Annotated in this window: 22 protein-coding genes and 1 tRNA gene; 8 read left to right on the top strand and 15 right to left on the bottom strand. The window is 58.7% G+C overall.

The window, feature by feature from the left end:
• The first annotated feature begins 38 nt into the window (after positions 1 to 38).
• The 4 genes from pilQ to ACE3OH_RS07110 are packed head-to-tail and all read left to right on the top strand — an operon-like array spanning position 39 to position 4,436.
• On the top strand, positions 39 to 2,192 hold the full coding sequence (gene pilQ, locus ACE3OH_RS07125; RefSeq protein WP_374350075.1) for a type IV pilus secretin PilQ: 2,154 nt from the start codon (positions 39 to 41) through the stop codon (positions 2,190 to 2,192).
• Between the two features lie 18 nt (positions 2,193 to 2,210).
• Complete coding sequence (locus ACE3OH_RS07120) at positions 2,211 to 2,744, top strand: shikimate kinase (RefSeq protein ID WP_374350073.1); 534 nt, start codon at positions 2,211 to 2,213, stop codon at positions 2,742 to 2,744.
• Complete coding sequence (gene aroB / locus ACE3OH_RS07115; RefSeq protein WP_374350070.1) at positions 2,737 to 3,807, top strand: 3-dehydroquinate synthase; 1,071 nt, start codon at positions 2,737 to 2,739, stop codon at positions 3,805 to 3,807. Before ACE3OH_RS07120 ends, aroB begins: the two co-directional genes overlap by 8 nt.
• On the top strand, positions 3,804 to 4,436 hold the full coding sequence (locus ACE3OH_RS07110) for a sugar transferase (protein ID WP_374350068.1): 633 nt from the start codon (positions 3,804 to 3,806) through the stop codon (positions 4,434 to 4,436). The genes aroB and ACE3OH_RS07110 overlap by 4 nt, the downstream gene beginning before the upstream one ends.
• Here ACE3OH_RS07110 and ACE3OH_RS07105 read toward each other — a convergent pair.
• The 7 genes from ACE3OH_RS07105 to ttcA all read right to left on the bottom strand — a co-directional run bounded on the left by ACE3OH_RS07105 (position 4,411) and on the right by ttcA (position 10,910).
• A complete protein-coding gene (locus ACE3OH_RS07105) occupies positions 4,411 to 5,346 on the bottom strand; it encodes a glycosyltransferase family 2 protein (RefSeq protein WP_374350065.1) in 936 nt (311 codons plus the stop codon). The genes ACE3OH_RS07110 and ACE3OH_RS07105 overlap by 26 nt on opposite strands.
• On the bottom strand, positions 5,346 to 6,227 hold the full coding sequence (gene rfbA / locus ACE3OH_RS07100; protein WP_374350063.1) for a glucose-1-phosphate thymidylyltransferase RfbA: 882 nt from the start codon (positions 6,225 to 6,227) through the stop codon (positions 5,346 to 5,348). Before rfbA ends, ACE3OH_RS07105 begins: the two co-directional genes overlap by 1 nt.
• Positions 6,224 to 7,297: a dTDP-glucose 4,6-dehydratase gene (rfbB, locus tag ACE3OH_RS07095; RefSeq protein WP_374350079.1), complete on the bottom strand. Its 1,074-nt coding sequence runs from the start codon at positions 7,295 to 7,297 to the stop codon at positions 6,224 to 6,226. The genes rfbA and rfbB overlap by 4 nt, the downstream gene beginning before the upstream one ends.
• A gap of 31 nt (positions 7,298 to 7,328) precedes the next feature.
• Positions 7,329 to 8,345: a UDP-glucose 4-epimerase GalE gene (gene galE, locus ACE3OH_RS07090; protein ID WP_374350060.1), complete on the bottom strand. Its 1,017-nt coding sequence runs from the start codon at positions 8,343 to 8,345 to the stop codon at positions 7,329 to 7,331.
• 144 nt (positions 8,346 to 8,489) lie between these two features.
• A complete protein-coding gene (locus ACE3OH_RS07085) occupies positions 8,490 to 9,005 on the bottom strand; it encodes an RNA pyrophosphohydrolase (protein ID WP_374350057.1) in 516 nt (171 codons plus the stop codon).
• A 259-nt stretch (positions 9,006 to 9,264) separates the two neighbouring features.
• Complete coding sequence (locus ACE3OH_RS07080) at positions 9,265 to 10,041, bottom strand: polyamine aminopropyltransferase (protein WP_374350055.1); 777 nt, start codon at positions 10,039 to 10,041, stop codon at positions 9,265 to 9,267.
• Between the two features lie 8 nt (positions 10,042 to 10,049).
• The gene (ttcA, locus tag ACE3OH_RS07075; RefSeq protein ID WP_374350077.1) at positions 10,050 to 10,910 is read right to left on the bottom strand and encodes a tRNA 2-thiocytidine(32) synthetase TtcA; all 861 of its coding nucleotides are present in this window, start codon (positions 10,908 to 10,910) and stop codon (positions 10,050 to 10,052) included.
• Between ttcA and ACE3OH_RS07070 the strand changes: the two genes are divergently transcribed.
• Entirely contained in the window at positions 10,860 to 11,054 is a 195-nt protein-coding gene (locus ACE3OH_RS07070; protein ID WP_374350082.1) for a hypothetical protein, read from the top strand. The two genes, ttcA and ACE3OH_RS07070, sit on opposite strands and share 51 nt — an antisense overlap.
• On the opposite strand, the gene ACE3OH_RS07065 is transcribed toward ACE3OH_RS07070, so the two are convergent.
• A complete protein-coding gene (locus tag ACE3OH_RS07065; RefSeq protein WP_374350052.1) occupies positions 11,049 to 11,789 on the bottom strand; it encodes a pteridine reductase in 741 nt (246 codons plus the stop codon). The two genes, ACE3OH_RS07070 and ACE3OH_RS07065, sit on opposite strands and share 6 nt — an antisense overlap.
• Before the next feature lie 47 nt (positions 11,790 to 11,836).
• On the opposite strand from ACE3OH_RS07065, the gene ACE3OH_RS07060 reads away from it, so the two are divergent.
• The 3 genes from ACE3OH_RS07060 to ACE3OH_RS07050 all read left to right on the top strand — a co-directional run bounded on the left by ACE3OH_RS07060 (position 11,837) and on the right by ACE3OH_RS07050 (position 14,520).
• On the top strand, positions 11,837 to 12,988 hold the full coding sequence (locus ACE3OH_RS07060) for a class I SAM-dependent methyltransferase (protein WP_374350050.1): 1,152 nt from the start codon (positions 11,837 to 11,839) through the stop codon (positions 12,986 to 12,988).
• 62 nt (positions 12,989 to 13,050) lie between these two features.
• Positions 13,051 to 13,127: transfer RNA gene (locus tag ACE3OH_RS07055), tRNA-Met, on the top strand.
• Positions 13,128 to 13,305: 178 nt separating this feature from the next.
• Positions 13,306 to 14,520, top strand: coding sequence for a tyrosine-type recombinase/integrase (locus ACE3OH_RS07050; protein ID WP_374350045.1), 1,215 nt, complete (start codon positions 13,306 to 13,308; stop codon positions 14,518 to 14,520).
• Between the two features lie 511 nt (positions 14,521 to 15,031).
• On the opposite strand, the gene ACE3OH_RS07045 is transcribed toward ACE3OH_RS07050, so the two are convergent.
• The 7 genes from ACE3OH_RS07045 to ACE3OH_RS07015 all read right to left on the bottom strand — a co-directional run.
• Positions 15,032 to 15,517: a hypothetical protein gene (locus tag ACE3OH_RS07045; protein WP_374350042.1), complete on the bottom strand. Its 486-nt coding sequence runs from the start codon at positions 15,515 to 15,517 to the stop codon at positions 15,032 to 15,034.
• The gene (locus tag ACE3OH_RS07040) at positions 15,514 to 17,406 is read right to left on the bottom strand and encodes a DUF927 domain-containing protein (RefSeq protein WP_374350040.1); all 1,893 of its coding nucleotides are present in this window, start codon (positions 17,404 to 17,406) and stop codon (positions 15,514 to 15,516) included. Before ACE3OH_RS07040 ends, ACE3OH_RS07045 begins: the two co-directional genes overlap by 4 nt.
• Positions 17,407 to 17,417: 11 nt before the next feature.
• Positions 17,418 to 18,437 carry a toprim domain-containing protein gene (locus ACE3OH_RS07035; RefSeq protein ID WP_374350037.1) on the bottom strand — a complete coding sequence of 340 codons (1,020 nt, stop codon included), beginning with the start codon at positions 18,435 to 18,437 and terminating at the stop codon, positions 17,418 to 17,420.
• Positions 18,438 to 18,439: 2 nt separating this feature from the next.
• Entirely contained in the window at positions 18,440 to 18,604 is a 165-nt protein-coding gene (locus ACE3OH_RS07030; RefSeq protein WP_374350032.1) for a hypothetical protein, read from the bottom strand.
• A 10-nt stretch (positions 18,605 to 18,614) separates the two neighbouring features.
• Positions 18,615 to 18,866 (bottom strand): hypothetical protein, encoded by a 252-nt coding sequence (locus ACE3OH_RS07025; protein WP_374350029.1) that lies wholly within the window; start codon positions 18,864 to 18,866, stop codon positions 18,615 to 18,617.
• A complete protein-coding gene (locus ACE3OH_RS07020) occupies positions 18,863 to 19,153 on the bottom strand; it encodes a helix-turn-helix transcriptional regulator (RefSeq protein ID WP_374350026.1) in 291 nt (96 codons plus the stop codon). Before ACE3OH_RS07020 ends, ACE3OH_RS07025 begins: the two co-directional genes overlap by 4 nt.
• A gap of 82 nt (positions 19,154 to 19,235) precedes the next feature.
• Positions 19,236 to 19,991: hypothetical protein (locus ACE3OH_RS07015; RefSeq protein ID WP_374350023.1), on the bottom strand; the 756-nt coding region annotated here is incomplete at its 5' end.

The following is a 19,991-nucleotide window of genomic DNA, read 5'->3' as shown; positions in this document are numbered from 1 at the left end:
ACCAGTGTGTTGTCGCTTGATGAAACGGAGCAAAAGAAATGAAAGAGCACAGCATGTTGAAACGCATTGCCCTTGCTATGTTTACATTTTGGGCAGCCGTTGTGCTCGCTGAAGAGCCAAATGTGATCAAGTCCGTTGACGTGAAAACGGAAACGTCTAATCGGCAAGAGATTACCGTTACCTTCAAGAGTGACCTGCGTGCCGCGCCGGCCAGTTTTGCGGTGAATACGCCCCCACGCGTTGCGCTCGACTTTTTGAACATGACCAACGGTACCGGGAAAACGTCCATTCCGGTTGCTGGCGGCAATTTGAAGGCCATCAGCCTAGCTGAGGCAAATGGTCGCACGCGGATGGTCTTTGGCTTGGTTAAGGGTAGTGGATACGAAACCAAGATCGATGGAAACAAGTTGCTTGTCGTGCTTGATAGCAATGCTATCGACAACGTGGCCACGGTCAAAAATACATCTGCGCAGTTTTCGTCTGCCGTCGCTGCCTCAGGAAAAGAGGCGATAAAAGATGTCGACTTCCGAAAAGGTGATGCAGGAGAGGGGCGCCTTATTGTCGATCTGACTACCGCAGCAGTTGGCATCGATATTCGCCAGCAGGGGAAGGACCTGGTGCTGGAGTTTGCAAAGACCAGTTTGCCCCGACAGCTTGAGCGTCATATGGATGTGGCGGACTTCGGTACTGCTGTGCAGACCGTTGATACCTATACGCAAGGCGATTCTGTAAAAATGGTAATAGCTCCTCGTGGAAACTGGGAGTACTCGGCATACCAGGCAGATAATCGATTCATTGTTGATGTACGCAACATTGATGAGCAGGCCAAAAAACTGGCTGCATTGGATAAGCCTGTGTACAAAGGCGACAAATTGTCGTTGAACTTCCAAAGCGTCGAGGTTCGTACCGTACTGCAGGTTATTGCCGAGTTTACTGGTAAAAACATCATCACCAGCGATACGGTGTCGGGGAACCTCACCCTGCGCTTGAAGGATGTGCCTTGGGACCAAGCGCTTGACCTGATTCTGCAGAGCAAGGGGCTGGATAAGCGCGAAAATGGGTCAGTGATGTGGATTGCACCGCGTGACGAGATTGCCAGTCGCGAGAAACTGGCACTCGAAGCCAGTAGACAGGTCGAAGATCTTGAGCCGCTGCGGTCGCAGTCATTTCAGCTGAATTACCTCAAGGTCGATGCATTCAAGAAAATATTGACTGACGAGAAGCAATCGATTCTGACCAAGCGCGGTACGGCCTTGGTTGAACCGAATAATAATATCCTGTTTGTACAGGACATACCCTCCAGGTTGGCTCAGATCGAAAAACTGGTGGCGAAAATTGATGTTCCGGCCAAACAAGTACTGATTGAGGCTCGGATCGTCTCGGCATCAGATACTTTCGGCAGGACCCTTGGCGGTCGGCTAGCACTAGCAGCGCAGCGGTTTAATGGAAATAATGTCTACGATACTTTGACCGGCTTTAATCTCGCCGGATCCGGACAGAGTTCGTCGTCATCTTCATCTTCATCGTCAGGCTCTGGTAGTGGATCGGGGACCGGCGCCGGATCTGCCGTAAAGACAGGCCAGACAGACTTTTTGAGTCAGCGGAATGCAAACGTAAATCTGCCTTCGGCCGGTTCGAGTGGTGGTGACTTCGGTGTGTCTATTTTCAACGCCTCGGTTGGCGCCCTGATATCCCTGGAGTTGCAGGCGTTGGAGTCGGAAGGCAAAGGAAAGATTATTTCCAGCCCTCGGGTGGTTGCCCGCGATCAAACCAAAGCGACGATCAAGCAAGGTACACAAATCCCTATCCTGATTCTGGATCGAAACGGGAACGTTTCGTCGACGTATAAGGATGCCACGCTGACATTGGATGTGACGCCGCGAATCACCCCTGATGGTCGTGTCTACATGGAGTTGGTTGTGGAAAAGAATTCCCCGACCACGTTTAATGGCAGTACCGCAATTGACACGAAGTCTGTGAATACCAATGTTCTGGTTGGCAATGGTGATACTGCCGTATTGGGCGGAATTTATGAGTCAGCCGAGAATGGTACGGAAGACAAAGTACCGCTGCTTGGCGACGTGCCCTTGCTTGGGAATTTTTTCAAGAAAAAGTCAGTATCCAAACAGCGTACCGAGTTGCTGATCTTCATCACGCCGAAGATTTTACCGGCAGAGTCTCTGGTCAAATAGTCGCAAGACTGCGTTACAATGCCCGGCATGAATTTGCCGGGCAATTTTTTTCTTATAGGATTGATGGGGGCGGGCAAGACCACCGTCGGGCGTGCGTTGGCGAGGCTTACTCGCAAGGACTTCGTCGATTCTGACCATGAAGTGGAGGCACGCACGGGAGTGCGAATCCCGACCATCTTCGACATAGAGGGTGAGGCTGGCTTCCGAAGTCGCGAAACAGAAGCGATCCATGATCTGTGTCGTCGGCAGGGTTTGGTACTGGCGACGGGTGGTGGCGCTGTCCTTAGTGCTGCGAATCGAAGTTGTTTGGCAGCCAATGGGTTCGTGATTTACTTGCGTGCATCGCCGGAGGATTTGTACCAGCGAACCCGCTTGGACAAGAATCGGCCATTATTGCAAATCGCTGATCCGCGCGGACGGCTTGAGATGTTGTATCGGGAGCGCGATCCGCTGTATCAAGAAATCGCAGATATGATCGTGGATACCAGTCAGCAAAGTGTACAGCATCAAGCTCAGCAAATACTCAGAGATATCCAGAAACGCCATGCATAGAATCAATGTCGAATTGCCGAATGCCGCATACCCGATATTTATAGGCGGTGATGCCTTGACGGAGTGCAGTACGGAACTTGTTTCTGCCATGCCTCAAGCTCGTGCTGTGATTGTCACCAACGAAACCGTTGCTCCTTTATATCTTGATCACGTGAAAAGCAGGCTGGTCGCAGAGGGAGTTGATGTTTCTGCGGTCGTGCTTCCTGATGGCGAGGCGCATAAGCAACTGGAGACAATCGAGGTATTGCTTGATCGCTTGCTGGAAATGCGCTGCGAGCGCAAAACAGCACTGGTTGCTTTAGGCGGTGGAGTCGTTGGCGATATCACTGGTTTTGCGGCAGCTATCTACCAAAGAGGCATGCCCTTCTTTCAAATTCCGACAACCTTGCTGGCGCAAGTCGATTCCTCTGTTGGTGGCAAGACTGGTGTAAATCATGCCAGAGGCAAAAACATGATTGGCGCGTTTTATCAGCCGCGCATGGTGTTGATCGATCTTGAGTTTCTTAAGACTTTGCCGGATCGGGAGTTTTCGGCCGGCCTTGCAGAGGTGATCAAATATGGCTTGATTGCGGATCGGGACTTTTTTGATTGGCTGAGCCAAAACATTGTTCGCCTGATGGAAAGGGATCCCTCAGCGCTTGAATATGCTATCGCCCGATCGTGCGAGATCAAGGCTGAACTGGTTGCGGCAGATGAACGAGAGTCTGGGGTACGCGCCTTGCTCAATCTGGGGCATACGTTTGGTCATGCCATAGAGGCGGGGCTAGGTTACGGCGTACGCTTGCATGGTGAGGCGGTAGCCGTTGGCATGGTGTTGGCGGCTCGCGCAGCCAATATGGCTGGCGACCTGAGCGAGCCAGATTGTGCGCGTATCGTGGCGCTGCTTGAGGCTGCCGGGCATATCATCGATGTTCCCGAGCTCGGCTACACACGTTGGCTTGAGCTAATGCAGCAAGATAAGAAAGTTGATAGTGGTCGTATCAAGTTTGTACTCCTGCGTAGCATTGGCGAAGCCTATATTGGTGAGCTGAACGAGGCCGTATTGAGGAAGATTTTGCCTTGAATAAGGCTTACCTCAGGGTGGCATTGCTTCGGCTGAAACGAATTGTCGATCTGGTGTTGGCTATCTGTGCACTGTTGATTCTCAGTCCATTTATGGCTCTGATTTCGATATTGCTGATGATGGAGGGCGGCAGTGTTTGTTTCTCGCATGTGCGCGTTGGTCGCGCCGGAGTGACATTCAAGTGCCTCAAATTTCGTACTATGCTGCCAAATGCCGAAGCACGCTTGGCTGAATATCTGGCGAGCAATCCAGGCGCCAAGCTTGAATGGGAACGCGAATTCAAGTTGAAACACGACCCTCGAGTTACCAGGCTGGGAAATCTTTTGCGGAAGTCTAGTCTGGATGAACTTCCGCAACTGTGGAATGTGCTACGTGGAGATATGAGCTTGGTTGGCCCTAGGCCCATTGTTAACGCCGAGCTACGTCGATATGGTAAGTATTTGCCTGACTATCTTTCGGTGCGACCTGGTTTGACAGGCTTGTGGCAGGTTAGCGGGCGAAATAAAACCACATATCGTCGCAGAGTATTGCTTGACGCGTACTATGTGCGGAATTGGAGCCTTGCACTGGATATATTTATCCTTGCGAAGACGGTATGGGTGGTTATTCGGCGCGATGGCGCTTATTGAGATGGGCCCACCAGCCAGGGTTCATGCTCAGCATTGTGCATAGGGTAGTGGGTAGGTGAGCGGAGAGCAGCCCAAGGCGATACCCTGCGAATTTGGCGGCGGTATGAAGGATTGCTTTTGCATGCCAGATGATTCCATGGCCAGCGAGGAATTGGTGTTCGCTACGGATAAAGCGCATTCCTTCGCCGCCGATATTGCCAAATTCGCGGATTAGCCATGACTCAGTCTGGTGAAAGCTGCCGATGTCAAAATATCGCTTGAACTCCTGCAATGCGCTGTAGTTATGCGAATGGAATATCAGGGCGTCTGCCTGGTAAGCAATTTTCCAGCCGTCGCGTAGCAGCTTTGCTGCGGCGAGCATGTCTTCTCCAAACAGTGTTGCAGGCTCAAAGCCCCCGATGCGCGCCAATGCGGATGTTCGCCAAGCGCAATAGGAGTTTGAGGCAAAGGCACACTTCAACCCGAGGTGGACCCGATCGGCATAGGTGACGACGCGCGAAGCAGTGGAGTAGTTAAAGCTGCGAGCGTGTTTTGCCAGGGGCGTCGCATCGGCATGCGGCTGTTGAGCGCCCCAGGCGGCGCCGACATCCACATCAGCAAACGCCGAGCAAAGCTTAGCAAGGCTGGTCGGGTCGTCCAGGATGGCGTCTTGGGTGATGCAGATCACAATGTCGCAGTCAGCGAGTGCAGTAACTCCGAGTTGGCGAGTCCCACCATGGTCAAAGTCGGCTTGATCAATGACAATCACCTCGCATCCAAAAGCCTCCGCGATAGCGCGTGTGTCGTCCGTCGATGATGAGTCGATCACCAGCACGCGGTGAACGTGCTGGGTCTGTCGACGGAGACCTTCCAGGCAGCGCCGCCATTGCGCACCCGCATTGCGCGTAGGAAGCAGGACACCAATGCGCATCAGCGCAGTGGACTATCGTCGGCCAAGAGGCCTAGAAGATACTGCCCATAGGCGTTTTTGAGCATCGGAGCGGCCAGTGTTTTGAGTTGCTCCGCATCGATGTATCCCTGGCGAAACGCAACTTCTTCCGGGCTGGCAATCTTTTGACCTTGGCGTTTTTCCAGTGTCTGGATGAATAGCGATGCTTCCAGCATCGACTCATGGGTGCCTGTGTCAAGCCAGGCATAGCCACGGCCCATGATTTCCACGTTCAAGTCGCCAAGCGCCAAGTATTGTGAATTGACGTCTGTGATTTCAAGCTCGCCTCGTGGTGATGGCTTAATCGACTTGGCGATATTGACCACGCGGTTGTCGTAGAAGTAGAGGCCGGTAACGGCATAGCGCGAGCGCGGTTTGCTCGGCTTCTCTTCGAGGCTGATTGCCCGCCCGGTCGCGTCGAATTCCACCACCCCATAACGTTCCGGATCATTGACGGCATAGGCAAAAACCGTCGCACCGGTGTCACGTTGTGCGGCATTTGTCAGCAGCTTCTGGAAATCATGCCCGTAGAACAGATTGTCGCCCAATACCAAGGCGACGCTATCGTCGCCGATAAAGTCTTCACCGATCAGGAATGCCTGGGCGAGCCCATCCGGACTTGGCTGAACGCGGTACTGAATGCGAATACCCCATTGGGACCCATCACCCAATAATTGCTCGAAGCGCGGTGTATCTTGCGGGGTCGAAATAATCAGTACGTCGCGAATGCCCGCCAGCATCAAAGTGGTGAGCGGGTAATACACCATGGGCTTGTCGTAGATAGGGAGCAGCTGCTTCGAAACTGCCTTGGTTGCCGGATATAGCCGGGTACCCGATCCACCTGCGAGAATAATGCCCTTCATGCTGATGTCCGCTCAGAGTAATTGGTGTCAATCCATTGGCGATACGCACCTGACGTTACGCGTTCTACCCATTCTTGGTGTTCCAGATACCAGCTGATGGTTTTACGAATGCCGCTGGCAAATGTCTCAGCCGGGCGCCAGCCCAATTCCCGCTCGATTTTGCGTGCGTCGATCGCATAGCGCCTATCATGCCCCGGACGATCCTTTACGAATGTGATTTGCTGGCGGTAACTGGCGCCGTCGACGCGAGGGCGCATTTCATCAAGCAAGTCACAGATCATATGGACGATGTCGATATTGGGCTGTTCATTCCAGCCGCCAATATTATAGGTTTCGCCCAGTTTGCCATCTGCCAAGACGCGGCGAATGGCGCTGCAATGGTCGCCAACATAAAGCCAGTCGCGTACATTCATTCCGTCGCCATAGATTGGCAATGGTTTGCCTGCCAATGCATTGGCAGTGACTAATGGAATCAGCTTCTCCGGAAACTGCAATGGGCCGTAATTATTGGAGCAGTTGGTGGTTAAAACCGGCAGCCCGTAAGTATGATGCCAAGCGCGTACCAAATGGTCGGACGCGGCCTTCGATGCAGAATAGGGGCTATTCGGCTGGAAGGGGTTGGATTCGGTAAAGGCCGCATCGGAGGCTTCAAGCGAGCCGTAAACTTCGTCGGTCGATACATGCAGGAATCTGAACGTGTCTTTTTTGGCCGCTGGTAGCGCCTGCCAATAGGACCGGCAAGCTTCCAGAAGATGGAATGTACCAAGGATATTCGTATTGATGAAATCAATCGGGCCATGAATCGAACGATCGACGTGCGACTCTGCCGCAAAGTTAATAATGGCGCGGGGTCGGTGCTGCGAAAGAAGCGTGTCGAGCAAGGCTCGGTCGCCAATATCGCCCACTACTAATTGATGCTTGCTATTGTTTGCCAAGCTGGCCAGACTGTCACGATTGCCGGCGTAAGTGAGCTTGTCGAGGTTGATCACGGGCTCGTCATGATTTTCGAGCCAATCAATAACAAAATTGGCGCCGATAAATCCGGCGCCGCCAGTAACGAGTATCAAAATGAACTCCGACGAGTAATATCAAACGATGAAATCAGGAATAACCTTCCGGATTCTGGGATTGCCAGCGCCATGCATCGGTGCAGATTTCTGACAAGTCACGATGGGCGCGCCAGCCAAGCACCTCGTTGGCACGACGTGCATCGGCATAGTAGCTTGCCAGGTCGCCTGCGCGACGTGGCGCATAGCGATAATTGATTTTGCGCGAGCAAGCATGCTCGAAAGCGCGCACCATCTCCAGAACGCTGTAGCCTCGGCCATTCCCAAGATTCAGTGTCAGCAGGCCGGACTCGCGGCAAACATACTCAAGCGCTTTGACATGGCCTTCAGCGAGATCCATCACGTGCAGATAGTCGCGGACCCCGGTGCCGTCAGGCGTAGGATAGTCATGGCCAAAGATGGCGAGCTCATCGAGCTTGCCGATGGCAACCTGGCAAATATGCGGCATCAGGTTGCCCGGTATGCCACTCGGGTCTTCGCCAATCAGGCCGCTTGAATGCGCGCCAACCGGGTTGAAATAGCGCAGGATGGCGATATGCCAGCTTGGATCGGCCTGAACCAGATCTTGCAGCACGTTTTCCACCATCATTTTGCTGCGACCGTACACGGTGTTGGGCGCCAACGGCGCCTCTTCGCGATAAGGCACGCGAGCGGCCTCGCCGTAAACGGTTGCTGAGGAACTGAACACCAAGCGACGCAGGCCATGCTGGGTCATCGCTTCGATCAACGTCAGGCTGGCTTCCAGATTGTGCTGGTAGTACTTGAGTGGAAATCGCTGCGCTTCGTCGATTGCCTTGACGCCTGCGCAGTGCAATACGCCCGAGAAGGTATGCTGAGCGAACACCCGAGCCAAGGCGGATTTGTCGCGCAAATCCACTTCGTACCAAGTGACATCACGGCCAGCGATGCGACTTACGCGATCCAGAACGGCTGGTTTGCTGTTGGAGAAGTTGTCGACTACGACAACGTCATAGCCGGCTGCCAGCAGTTCCACACAGGTGTGGCTGCCGATGTAGCCCGCTCCTCCAGAGACAAGAATTTTTTGGCGCATGGTCGGGATTTTAGTCGGTCTTGTGCACTGCAACCAACTGCTTCTTTATAAATTTTCATGAAAATACCACGGAAGCCTTGGTTTTCTGGCTTCCGACATGCGAGGGGGCGCCGTATCGCGGGAGTTTTTGCCGCGATGCCGCGATCAACGTGGTGCGTGTTGCCGACGCAAATGCGTAGGCTTGGGTTGGTGGTTCAAAAAACGCGAAAGCTCTGACAAGGCCTGTTCATAGACGCCGCGCTTGAACTCGATGACGGCTTCAAGCGGTGCCCAGTACTCGTTCCAGCGCCAGGCGTCGAACTCTGGATGGTGCGATGCGCGCAAGGATACATCGCAATCGCGACCGACCAGGCGAAGCAGAAACCAGATCTGTTTCTGCCCCTTGTACGTGCCGCGCCATTCGCGGCGTACCCAGTGGGTGGGTACGTCATAGCGCAGCCATTCACGGGTTCTGCCGAGAATGCGTACATGTTCCGGCCGCAGGCCGGTTTCTTCCAGTAATTCACGGAACATTGCCTGTTCGGGGGTTTCGCCTGCCTTGATGCCGCCCTGTGGGAACTGCCAGGAATGTTCGCGTACCCGTTTGCCCCAAAAAACCTGGTTTCTGTCGTTGCAAATGATGATGCCAACGTTGGGGCGATAGCCGTCTCGATCGAGCATGGTTATCACCGTGAAAATCGTTAAGTTGTCTCGATTTTTTCACATTGGCGAGGTGAAGGAAAGCGAGGTGATACTGGCGGCTCGCTTTCGCCTTGCGCAATGGTCGCCAAACCTTGTGGTGACGGGCTGTTGGTGGTGGTGCTGACGCGGCGAGCTTGCTGTATACGCTCAATGAATCAATGTTCTTTCTGTGCCACGGCGTCTGAAAGACAGCCTTGGCAAGGCGAGCGTTGGCTTGGTCTGACGCTTCAGTTAGGCGTTAGATGATCAATCTGCGTTCGTTATGCACATTCATTCTCGCGAGGTCGGAGACGAACTCGCGAAATTCCAGCGGATAGCGCTGCTCCAGCTCGGTGGCTCGCTCGGTCAGCGATGCCCAAGTCGGGTTGTGGTAATTGCGCTTGAAGCACAGCGCTGCCACATTGCCTTTCTGGCGGGCTGGCACACACAGGATGCGGGAGTCGAATGCGCGGGACAGTCGGTCGACATAGGCATTGAACTTCGGGTCCGAGCCCCACAGGTTCACTAGCAATACGCCGTCTGCGGTCAGGCGATCATGGCAAAGTCCGAAAAACGCCTCGGTTGATAATGATTCGGCAATGCCATTGGGGCCGAAGGCGTCCAGCAAGATGGCGTCAACCGGCTCGACCATATTCGTGATGTAGGCGGCCCCATCGCCCTGGATCACCTTTAGCCGTTCATCGTCGGGTGGCAGGCAGAACATGGAGCGGGCCACTGCAATAATCTGTGGCAATAACTCGATGGTAGTGCAGCGGGTTTCGGGTATATGCCGATGGATGAATTTCGGTATCGAGCCGCCGCCCAAGCCTATCATCACCATCTCGCGAGGCGGTTCGCGCAGCAACAAAAAGGCGAACAGGCAGCGGCTATAGCCCAATACCAGTTCATACGGGTCTTTGATGCGCATAGAGCTCTGGATGGCATCCGAGCCCAAGTGGAGCGAGCGTATGCCGTCCTTTTCGCTGACATCAACCACCGTTTCGTCGCCGACCGATTTATGCAGTCGTTTGCCCATTCTCAGCATCAGTGGCAGCCCTGTTGTTTGTCGCGACTATCAAGAATATTCACGATGCCCAGCGGTGTGGCGGGCTCGGCTAGCTCGATGCTGTCAAATGCGGTATCGCCATCTTCAAACGGATGATCCTGCGTCTGCAGATTCTTGAAATCAAAGCGCTTCGGGTCGGCCAAGTGTGAGGGGACAACATTTTGCAGGGAGCGGAACATGGTTTCGATCCGGCCGGGATAGCGTTTATCCCAGTCCTTGAGCATGTCGCCGATCACCACCCGCTGCAGATTGGCCTGGGAGCCGCACAAATTGCACGGGATGATGGGAAAGCCGCGCATCTGCGAATAGCGCTCGATATCCTTTTCTCGGCAATAGGCCAGCGGGCGTATCACCATATGCCTGCCGTCGTCGCTGACCAGCTTGGGCGGCATGGCTTTGAGCTTGCCGCCATGGAACATGTTCAGGAACAGGGTTTCCAGAATATCGTCGCGATGATGGCCGAGCGCGATTTTGGTGCAGCCCAACTCGTCCGACACCCGGTAGAGAATGCCGCGCCGCAAGCGCGAGCACAGCCCGCAGGTGGTCTTGCCTTCCGGCACTACCCGCTTGACGATGGAATAGGTGTCTTCTTCGACAATCTTGTAGGGCACGCCCAAGCCTTCCAGGTAGTTGGGCAGGACATGCTCGGGAAAGCCGGGTTGCTTCTGGTCGAGATTGACGGCAATCAGCTCGAAATCGATCGGCGCGCTTTTTTGCAGGCTCAGCAGAATGTCGAGCATGGTATAGCTGTCTTTACCACCCGACAGGCAGACCATGATGCGATCGCCTTGCTCGATCATCCCGAAATCATTAATCGCGTCACCGACGGCATGGCGCAAGCGTTTGGCCAGTTTGTCGGCATTGTATTTGGCCTTTTGATCGGCGTCGGTGGTGTGCTGAGTTGCGGCAATGGCATCCATATCGGCGCCCTGAAAATGCGAAAAGGGCGTGATTTTACAGGGAAATCTGCTTTTGCCTTATAGATAAATGCTTCTTCCGCCGTCGACATTGATGACTTGGCCGGTGATATAGGGCGCATCGTCGATCAGGAAGCGGATGGTGCGGGCCAGGTCTGTCGGCTCGCCAACCCGCTTGAGCGGGATACTGCTGATGATGCGTTGCCGGTGAACTTCATCAAATACCGAGTCTGCATCGGGCCAGACGTTTGCGCCGGGTGCCACTGCATTGACGCGGATTTCCGGTGCCAGATCGCGGGCCAAGGCGCGAGTCATGGCAAGCAAGCCGGCCTTGCCTATCGTATACACCGCGTGGTGCTTCATCGGGCGGTCGACATGGATGTCGACAATGCTGATGATGACGCCTTCGGTTTTTTTCAGCTCGGGCGCGGCTGCCTGCGCCAGGAACAGGGGCGCCTTGACGTTGCTGCCGATCAGGTCAATCCAGCTGTCTTCGGTGATCTCGCCCAGCGGGGTCGGGAAAAAACTTGAGGCGTTATTGACCAGGGCGTCAAGCCGGCCGAATTGACTGATGGTTTGCTGGATCAGTACCGGCAGACTGGCGATATTGAGCAAATCAGCCTGGGCCAGCGCCACCGAGTTGGCGCGTTGCAGGTTGAGTTCGGCGGCCAGGGCGCGCGCTTCGCTGAGCGAGCTGCGGTAATGCAGCATGATGTTCCAGCCGGAGTCGTGCAGGGTGCGCACAATCTGTGCGCCAACCCGTTTGGCGCCGCCGGTAATCAATGCCACTTTGCCCTGCATGTTCGCCTCTCGTTAAACTGCGGTTTTGACTGCGGTGAATCTAACACATGGCCTCACTTCCTGCGCCCACTGACGAGCAAATGCGGGCCAGTGCGGCCTTGCTGGCGCATATCCGCCAATGCATCGACCAGCAGTCTGGCTGGATCTCGTTCGCCGACTATATGCGACTGGCCCTGTATGCGCCGGGGCTTGGCTATTACAGCGGCGGCTCTCGCAAGTTTGGCGCGGCTGGTGACTTTGTCACGGCGCCCGAGCTGACGCCGCTGTTCGGTCGTGCACTGGCGCAGCCGGTGGCGGCCGTGCTGGAGGCGGTCGGCGGCGATGTGCTGGAGATTGGCGCGGGCTCGGGTTGTCTGGCGGTCGATTTGTTGGCCGAGCTGGCGCAAATGGGCCGCTTGCCGGAGCGCTATCTGATCCTGGAGCTTTCCGCCGAACTGGCGCAACGGCAGCGCGAGCGGATTGCCACGCAATTACCTGATTTGCTGCCAAGGGTGGTCTGGCTGGATCGGCTGCCGGAGCAGTTCACTGGCTGCATGGTCGGTAATGAGGTGCTCGATGCCATGCCTTGTCGATTGGTCGAGCGGCGTGGCGATGCCTGGCTGGAGCGCGGTGTCGCTTGGGACAAAGGCTTGGTCTGGCGCACCCGTCCGCTGGCCGATATCGAGTACGTGCAGCACCTGATGGGTATGGATCTGCCTGACGGCTATCTGACCGAAATCCAGCCAGAAGCCTGCGCCTTTGTTGCCACGCTTGCCCGCATCACCCGGCGCGGCGCGCTGATCTTGCCGGATTACGGCTTTGCCCAGGACGAGTACTACCATCCGCAGCGCCATCGCGGCACCTTGATGTGCCACTACCGCCATCACGCTCACGATGACCCGTTCCATCTGCCCGGGCTCGAGGACATCACTACTCATGTGGATTTTTCCGCAATCTGGCGCGCAGGTGACGCCGCAGGCTGGGTGCTGGAAGGCTATACCGCCCAGTCCTCCTTCCTGATCGATGCGGGCGTGCTGGACCTGTTGAGCACGTTGCCGCTCGATACACCAGCTTACTTTCAGGCGGCGGCGGCTACGCAAAAACTGCTTGGTCCGGCCGAGATGGGCGAGCTGTTCAAAGTGATCGGTTTTTCCAAGGAATTGGCGCTGGCGGCGCTGTTGCCAGGCTTTCGGCGGGATGATCGGTCGGCCTTGCTGTAAGCAAGGGGTGAAACAGGCTTGACGAAGTGGGGCACGATGTGGATAATCGCGCCCTCTTTGTTGGCTATGTAGCTCAGCTGGTTAGAGCACAGCACTCATAATGCTGGGGTCACTGGTTCAAGTCCAGTCATAGCCACCAAAACCTAATTTCATTGCATCGCAAGCCATCTCTAAACCCGCACAGCTACTGGCTTGCGGGTTTTTTGTTGTTTTACGGCGTATCATCCCGGGTCACGACATACCGTCATTTGCGACGGTACTTTTGACGGTATCAGCAAGTGTCGTCAACAAAAGTACCGTCAGGGGGAGATACCGTCATGCCGCTGACCGATACCGCCTGCAAAAACGCCAAGCCCAAGCCAGACGGCAAGCCGGCGAAGTTTACCGACGCCGATGGCCTGTACTTGCTGGTGAAACCGGCTGGCAAGTATTGGCGGATGGATTACCGTTTCGACAACAAACGCCTGACGCTGGCGCTAGGTGTTTACCCGGAAGTATCTCTTGCTGTTGCACGAAAGCGACGGGAAGAGGCGCGCGAGTTACTGGCGGCTGGCGTTGATCCCGGGCAGAACAAAAAGGTGCGCAAGACGGCTCGCCGTGAAGCCGTCAGCAACAGCTTCGAAGTGATTGCCCGCGAGTGGATTGCCAAGGAGGCGCCGACATGGGCGGCCACCAACACCAGCAAGGTGCTGGGGCGCATGGAGAACCACGTCTTTCCGTGGATCGGCAGCCGGCCGGTTGGCGATATTGACGCCCCCGAGCTGTTGGCGGTGCTGCGCCGCATTGAGGCGGCCGGCATTCTGGAAACGGCGCACCGCACCCGCAGCAATTGCAGCCAGGTGTTCCGCTATGCCATCCAGACCGGCCGGGCCAAGCAAGACCCGGCGCACGCCCTGATCGGCGCACTAGCCAAGCCGCAGAAGAAGCACTTCGCCGCCATTACCGACCCGACCAAGATTGGCGCCTTGCTGCGCGATATCGACGCTTACAGCGGCTCGTTCGTCACGCGTTGCGCGCTGCGCCTGTCGCCGCTGCTCTTCCAGCGGCCGGGCGAGTTGCGGCAAATGGCGTGGGCCGATGTCGATCTTGCGTCCGGCGAATGGCGCTACTTCGTCACCAAGACCAAGACCCAGCACGTTGTGCCGCTCGCCATGCAGGCCGTGGCGATCCTGACCGAGTTGCAGCCGCTGACCGGGGGCGGCCGCTATGTCTTTCCGAGCGAGCTGTCGAAGGATAGGGCCATGTCCGACAACACCGTGCGCTCGGCCCTGCGCCGGCTCGGCTATGGCAATGATGAAATGACCCCGCACGGCTTCCGCGCCATGGCGCGCACGGTGCTAGACGAGGAACTGGAAGAGCGGGTGGACTTCATCGAGCACCAGCTTGCCCATGCGGTGAAAGACCCAAATGGCCGCGCCTACAACCGCACCGCCCACCTCGCCCGGCGGCGAGAGATGATGCAGCGCTGGGCGGACTACCTAGACAGCCTCAAGGCTGGCGCGGTGGTGCTGCCGTTCGTGCGGAAGGCGTAAAGCGAGGCTGAAACACCAGCCTGCCCCCTGCCGGACTTTCTGCCCGCCCTTGGCGGCTTGCCAACTCACTGCCGGCCAATCGCCCAAGCCGATAGCATTATTGCTATCCGGTAGCGCGATCTCATCACCAGTGCCATATTTTTGACCCCCCCTATAGTTTTTCGGTCTCGCTCAAACAAACGAACTGAGCGCGGTCGGCGGGCCTAGGCGGCCAAGGGATTTTGACCGCCCCTACCCCGGCAAGCCCGCTGCACCAAGGAAGGAAGTCTAGGGGCGACTTCAGGTAGACAGAGAACGGGCTTGCCAGCCCCGTCTTCGCCCTTATCCCAGTAAGGACACATTACCTTGGCATGCTTGCCGGGCGGACGGGCAACCGTAGCCGGTGGCTACATTAACCAGACTGGCCGTCCCTGCATTGATAGCCAAGCGCTATCTTTCACCTGCCACCATTTCACTAACTCTTGCTGCCATCAGCTAGCGCGATTGCGCGCCTGCCTGACCCGTATTGCCCTTACTCCAGTAAGGACCCATTGCCTTGGCACGCTTGCAGGGCGGACGGGCAACCGTAGCCGATGGCTACCTTGACCAAACTGGCCAGCAAGGAGGGGTCGCCGGCCAGTTGGCGGCGAATGCTGGCGACCTCGGCCGGGATGCAGGCGGTCGCCTCGGCCAGCTCGGACAGCAGCCGCTCAAAAGACGGCGACGCTATCCAATCCCGGGGATTATCCGGACCACGTAACGCGGGAGATACCTCCTCGCCGGCCTCGCCTCCGGCCCCTCTCCCCCTCCTATCAAAAATATCCGGAACATTCTGAACAGTCGGAACATTGTTTTTTTTCAATGGCTTGCATTTTTCACCTTCGGAACATGTTCCGAAGCTTTCCGGAACATCCACCCGAAACGCGCCCGCTTCCATGTCAGCCGGTGGGCTGCCCGATGCCGTGGCCAACCCGCCCAGCGCCGCGAAGAAACCACTACCCAGCGCCTCGCCGCTCATGCTTCGATCTCCCACAGCTTGGGGCCGACGACATAGCAGTTCACCGGCTTGCTGCCCATGCCGGGCAAACGCACCTTGCGATAGGGCGACGCCTTGCCGCCTTCCCGGCCTCCATCTAGCACCCCAAGGACCAGCAGGTGGCGGGCGGCGGCGCGGGCGTCCAGTCCGGCGAACACCGTGTCGCGCCAAGCGGACGGGGTGATGTAGTAGGTGCGCGCGGTGCTCACCACCTTGCCGACCGGCGCCGGCTCGCCGTCACGCCCGCCGTCGTAAATCTGGCCGCTGGTGTACTCCTTTTCCTCCCGCACGAAGCCCGCCTGATACAGCGTGCGCGGCCGGTGCGCTTCCTCGGTCGGCGGCGGCGCGTCCTCACCCTGAAACGGCGTGAACATGCCTTGGCCGTTCTTCTCCAGAAAGGCTTGCAGATGGCGAATATACTCGGCGTGCTCATGCTCGCCTGCTCCGCCACGCTGTCCCAGCCAGCCGGCGAACAGCTCGGCGCACGCCTCGGTGGCCGCCCCGGCCGGCCAGCCGGTCAAGTCCCATTCACTGGCCAGCTCGCCGGCAAGCGCCGCCAGCGCGAAGTAATGGCAGGCGTGCCGCGCTTGGCCGCTGGCGTCGCCCGGCAGCACCCGGGCCGCGAAGGCGCGCAGCGCGTCGTCGGCCACCTCGCGCAGACGCTCGGCGCCGGCCTCGATCAGCTTGCCCATGAAGGCTGGGCCGGCCGTGCCGTAGTGCTGGCCGGCGCTTCGGTACAGGCTGGCCACCAGTTCGGCATGCGAGCCATGCCCGTGCAGCGCGTCGAAGGCGCCATGTGCCCGGGCGGCAGGCAGGTTGATGAAGCGTACCAACTGGCCGGCCTTGACCTTGATGCCGCCGCTGGCCAGATAGGTGGACAGATCGTGCTCGCCATTCGACAGTACGGCGCAAGTCCAGCGCGTCAGCTCGCGCAAGCCGCCGTCGGCCCGGCCGCGTGCCTTGCCCACGCCCTGCGAAAGCTGGTAGATCACCAGATGCACATCCTGCGGCTTGGCAAGCCCGATTTCATCCAGCACCATCGGAAGATCGTTGAAGGTTTCACTGGCGTACTCAATGCCGGTTGCCGTGCCGCTCCACGTCACGCGATAGCCCTTGGGCTTGCCCCACACCGAGCCGGCCAGATCGCAAATGGCGGTCTTGCCGTCCTTGCTCTTGCCGTACAGGTGGAAGCCGCCCGAATCCAGTCCCACCAGCCGCAGCAGCGGCGCCGCCAAGGCCATGCCGATGGACAACACCAGCAGCGGATTACCCACCGCCAGCGTCCCCACCGACTCGCGCCAGCCGGCCAGCGTGCCCGCCGTCTGGAAGTGGGCCGGCGCCTGCCCGCGCGGCTGGTAGCGCAACGGCTCCGGCGTCGCGCCCACCACGCCATCGGGCAACACGAAGGCGTCACCATGCCAGCCCACCGTTCGCACCAAGCGCACGGTATTGCCCGGCTGGCTGCCCACCAGATAGGCCGCCAGCGCCCGCCGCGCGGCCGGATTGGTCGACAGCCACAAGCCCCGATCCACCAGCCCGCCCACCAGCTCGGCGCAGCCTTCCGCGTACAGCAGCCGGCGCGGCGCCACCCATTCCACCGTGCCGCCGGTGATGTAGTGGCGGAAGCTCAGCAGTAGGCCCACGTCGGCATCGTCGCGGTTCATCGTGTGCGACAGCACCCGCAGCCAGCCGCATAGCTTGATCGGCATGGCGTCGTCGGATTTAGCCCAATACAGGCCATCGTCGCGCAAGGTGTAGCCGGTCACGCCGGCCGGTTCGCTGTCCGCTGCCGGCTTGGTGCGCGCCTTGGCCGCCGGCTGCCGGGCCGGCGACTGTTCGGGATGCCGCAGCCGCTGCATATCGTCGTTCATGTGCCCGCTCATCACACCGCCTCCCGCTTGGCATCGGTCAACACATCCAACCAGTCGCAACCCGCCGTGGTCGGCAGCAATACCCGCACCGTGCGTCCTTCCGCCAGACAGCGGGCCGCCAGTGTCTCGGCCGCCTGCTGGCCGGTGCCGTTAGCGTCATGGTCGGCAAAGATGAATACCTCACCGACGACCTCGGGAAGTGCCATGTGCGCCACGCCAAAGGCCGACAAACCCGCCCACACTGGCAAGCCATTGGCTACGCGCACCGCCAAGGCTGTTTCGATGCCTTCTGCCACCGCCAGCACCGGGCCGACGGGGAACAGCCGCACTGCCGCGCCGCGTGCTTCGCCGCTGGTGGCGGTCCACTTCTTCGCCGCTGGCACGGCGGCCTTGTGGCCGTCCGGGGTAAGGAAGGTTTGATGCAGGCCGACCAACTCGCCGACCGGGCCTTGCACCACCGCCAGCATGGCAGGGAAGCTGCCCAGCTTCACCGGCTTGCCGTTGTCGCTGTGCTGCCAGTAATCCACGCTGGCATGACAGCGGAGGGCGGCAGGAAAGGCGGACAGGGCGATGCCACGCCGCTGCAGATACGTCGCCACGGGGGAATCTGCCGTCACTGGCCTAGCCGCCCGCCACCGGGCCAGATTGCGTTCCTGCGCTTGCCGCCGCTTGGCCTCGCGCGCCGCCGCCTCGGCTGCCACCTTGGCCGGATCGGGACGGGGCGCTGTGCTTGCCGCCACGGCAGCGCCGCCCAAGTAGTCACTCACCCAACGCGCCGACTCGATAAAGGAACGATTCAGCCAAGCGGCCAGCAGGGTAAAGCCGTCGCCGCCCTCGGGGGCATGCTGGTTACAGATGAAGGTGCCGCGCCCGTCGCGGTCATTGAAGCGAAAGCGATCCTTGCCGCCGCACACCGGGCAAGGGCCGTGCCGCCGCGCCAGAAAGCGCGGCTCGATGCCGGCCGCTTGCAGGATGGCCGGCCAACGGTTGCGGGCGGCCTCCTTGAGTTGCAATAGGTCGATGCGCGCCATGGTCATGCCCCCCAGCTCAGTCGATCCAGCGCAAGCACGGCCAGCGCCAGCAGCGCCACGGCGCACGGTTCGGGTAGTCGGCAGCACAGCTGCACTAGCCGGGTTATCAGATTGTCGGCGTAGCCGGCCCCGTCGGCCGCATTGGCGGTCGTTTTCAAGGTGTTCATGGTGGAGTCCTTAGTGAGTCGTCAGGCCGCTTCGGCGGGCCATGGCGGACGGCGCCAGCAGGCGCAAGGTCATCAGATAGCGAGATATTCGCCGGGCGGGCCGCAGTCCGGCACCAGCGGCGGGGAAGTCGGCCGGCCGCCAGTACGGCCGCCCCGCCCGGTGCCCGGCTTCGATCACGGCCAACTCCCGGTCAAGCTGGCGGTTGTAGCGCTGATTGGCCAATCGCGTCTTGATCCCCCTTGCCAGCGGCGTGCTGCTCATTGCACACCGCATTTCTGTTCGCCACGCGCGGCGATGCGCTCGGCAATCCAGCCGTTGATTTCACTTTCCACCCAAGCGCGCGAATTTGCCCCCAGCACCACCGGCGCGGGGAAGGTGCCGGCTTTGATAAAGCGCCATACGGATGAATGCGACAAGCCGCAGCGATTGAGCACTTCCGGCAGGCGCAGCAGGGATAGCGGGGCGGGCGCGCTATCCGAGTGGGCGCGGGGTGGCGCAACCGTCGGCGCCTTGGCCTTGCTGTGGTTGGGGCGGATGGTGGCTTGCATATTGACTTGCTCCTTTGCGGTCTCAAGGCACGCCATGCGGTGCCAGTGGATGCATTGAAACAAGCCGCCGTACTTTCCGAGACTAGTCCCGGAAACTAGCGCGATGCTTGCCGAGTTCATCGGCGATAGTCTTGACCGGCACACCGGGGAAACTGGCCGAAACAGCCTCGGCCAGTTGGGAAATATTGGGCCGTTTGCCATACCAGTATTTAGGCGGGCGGGGCGATTGCCGCCATTTGCCGAGCGCTTCCATTAGCCATGCGGCCCGCTCCGCTGCCGTGTGGCGCTGATTGGCCTCTACCGTCTCGCTACGCTGGCGCTCGGCTTGCGCGGCAAGTGGGCCTAGACGGCATACTTCGGCCTGCAAATTGCCGACCTGCTTGGCTTGCGCTTGCACGGTCGTAGCGTTTTCAATGCAAAGGTGAAATGTCGGCAGCCATCGGGACGGCGGGCAATCCGCCGCCGCCCAGATCTGGGCCAAGGCGCTGGCGAGCCGACCGCAAACGTCATCCTGCAGCGCTTCAATGCGGGCAACCAATACATGGCGCGCGTCATCGTCGGCTTCCGCTTCCGCTTGCCGCAGCAGTCGCGCACGGGGAGGCAGCACCAACCCAGCGACGGCATCCGGCTCGACCTCGGCAATTTCATCCGCCTCGCAATCCTGCTCGGCTAGTGCCGCTTGCGCCGCCCAGTCATCGAGGCCATGCCGGCCGCGCTCAAGCAGATCGGCCCGAAAGCCATGCAGCGGCGACACGGCGGCCTTGTACTGCTCGGCAAGCTGCCCGCGCCAGTCTGTATCCCTCATTGCATAGGCCAGCAACTTGCTCGCGGATAGTGG

It is taken from the genome of Chitinimonas sp., from assembly GCF_041904975.1.
Classification (GTDB): Bacteria; Pseudomonadota; Gammaproteobacteria; order Burkholderiales; family Chitinimonadaceae; genus Chitinimonas.
This window is presented reverse-complemented; position numbering and strand designations above follow the sequence as displayed.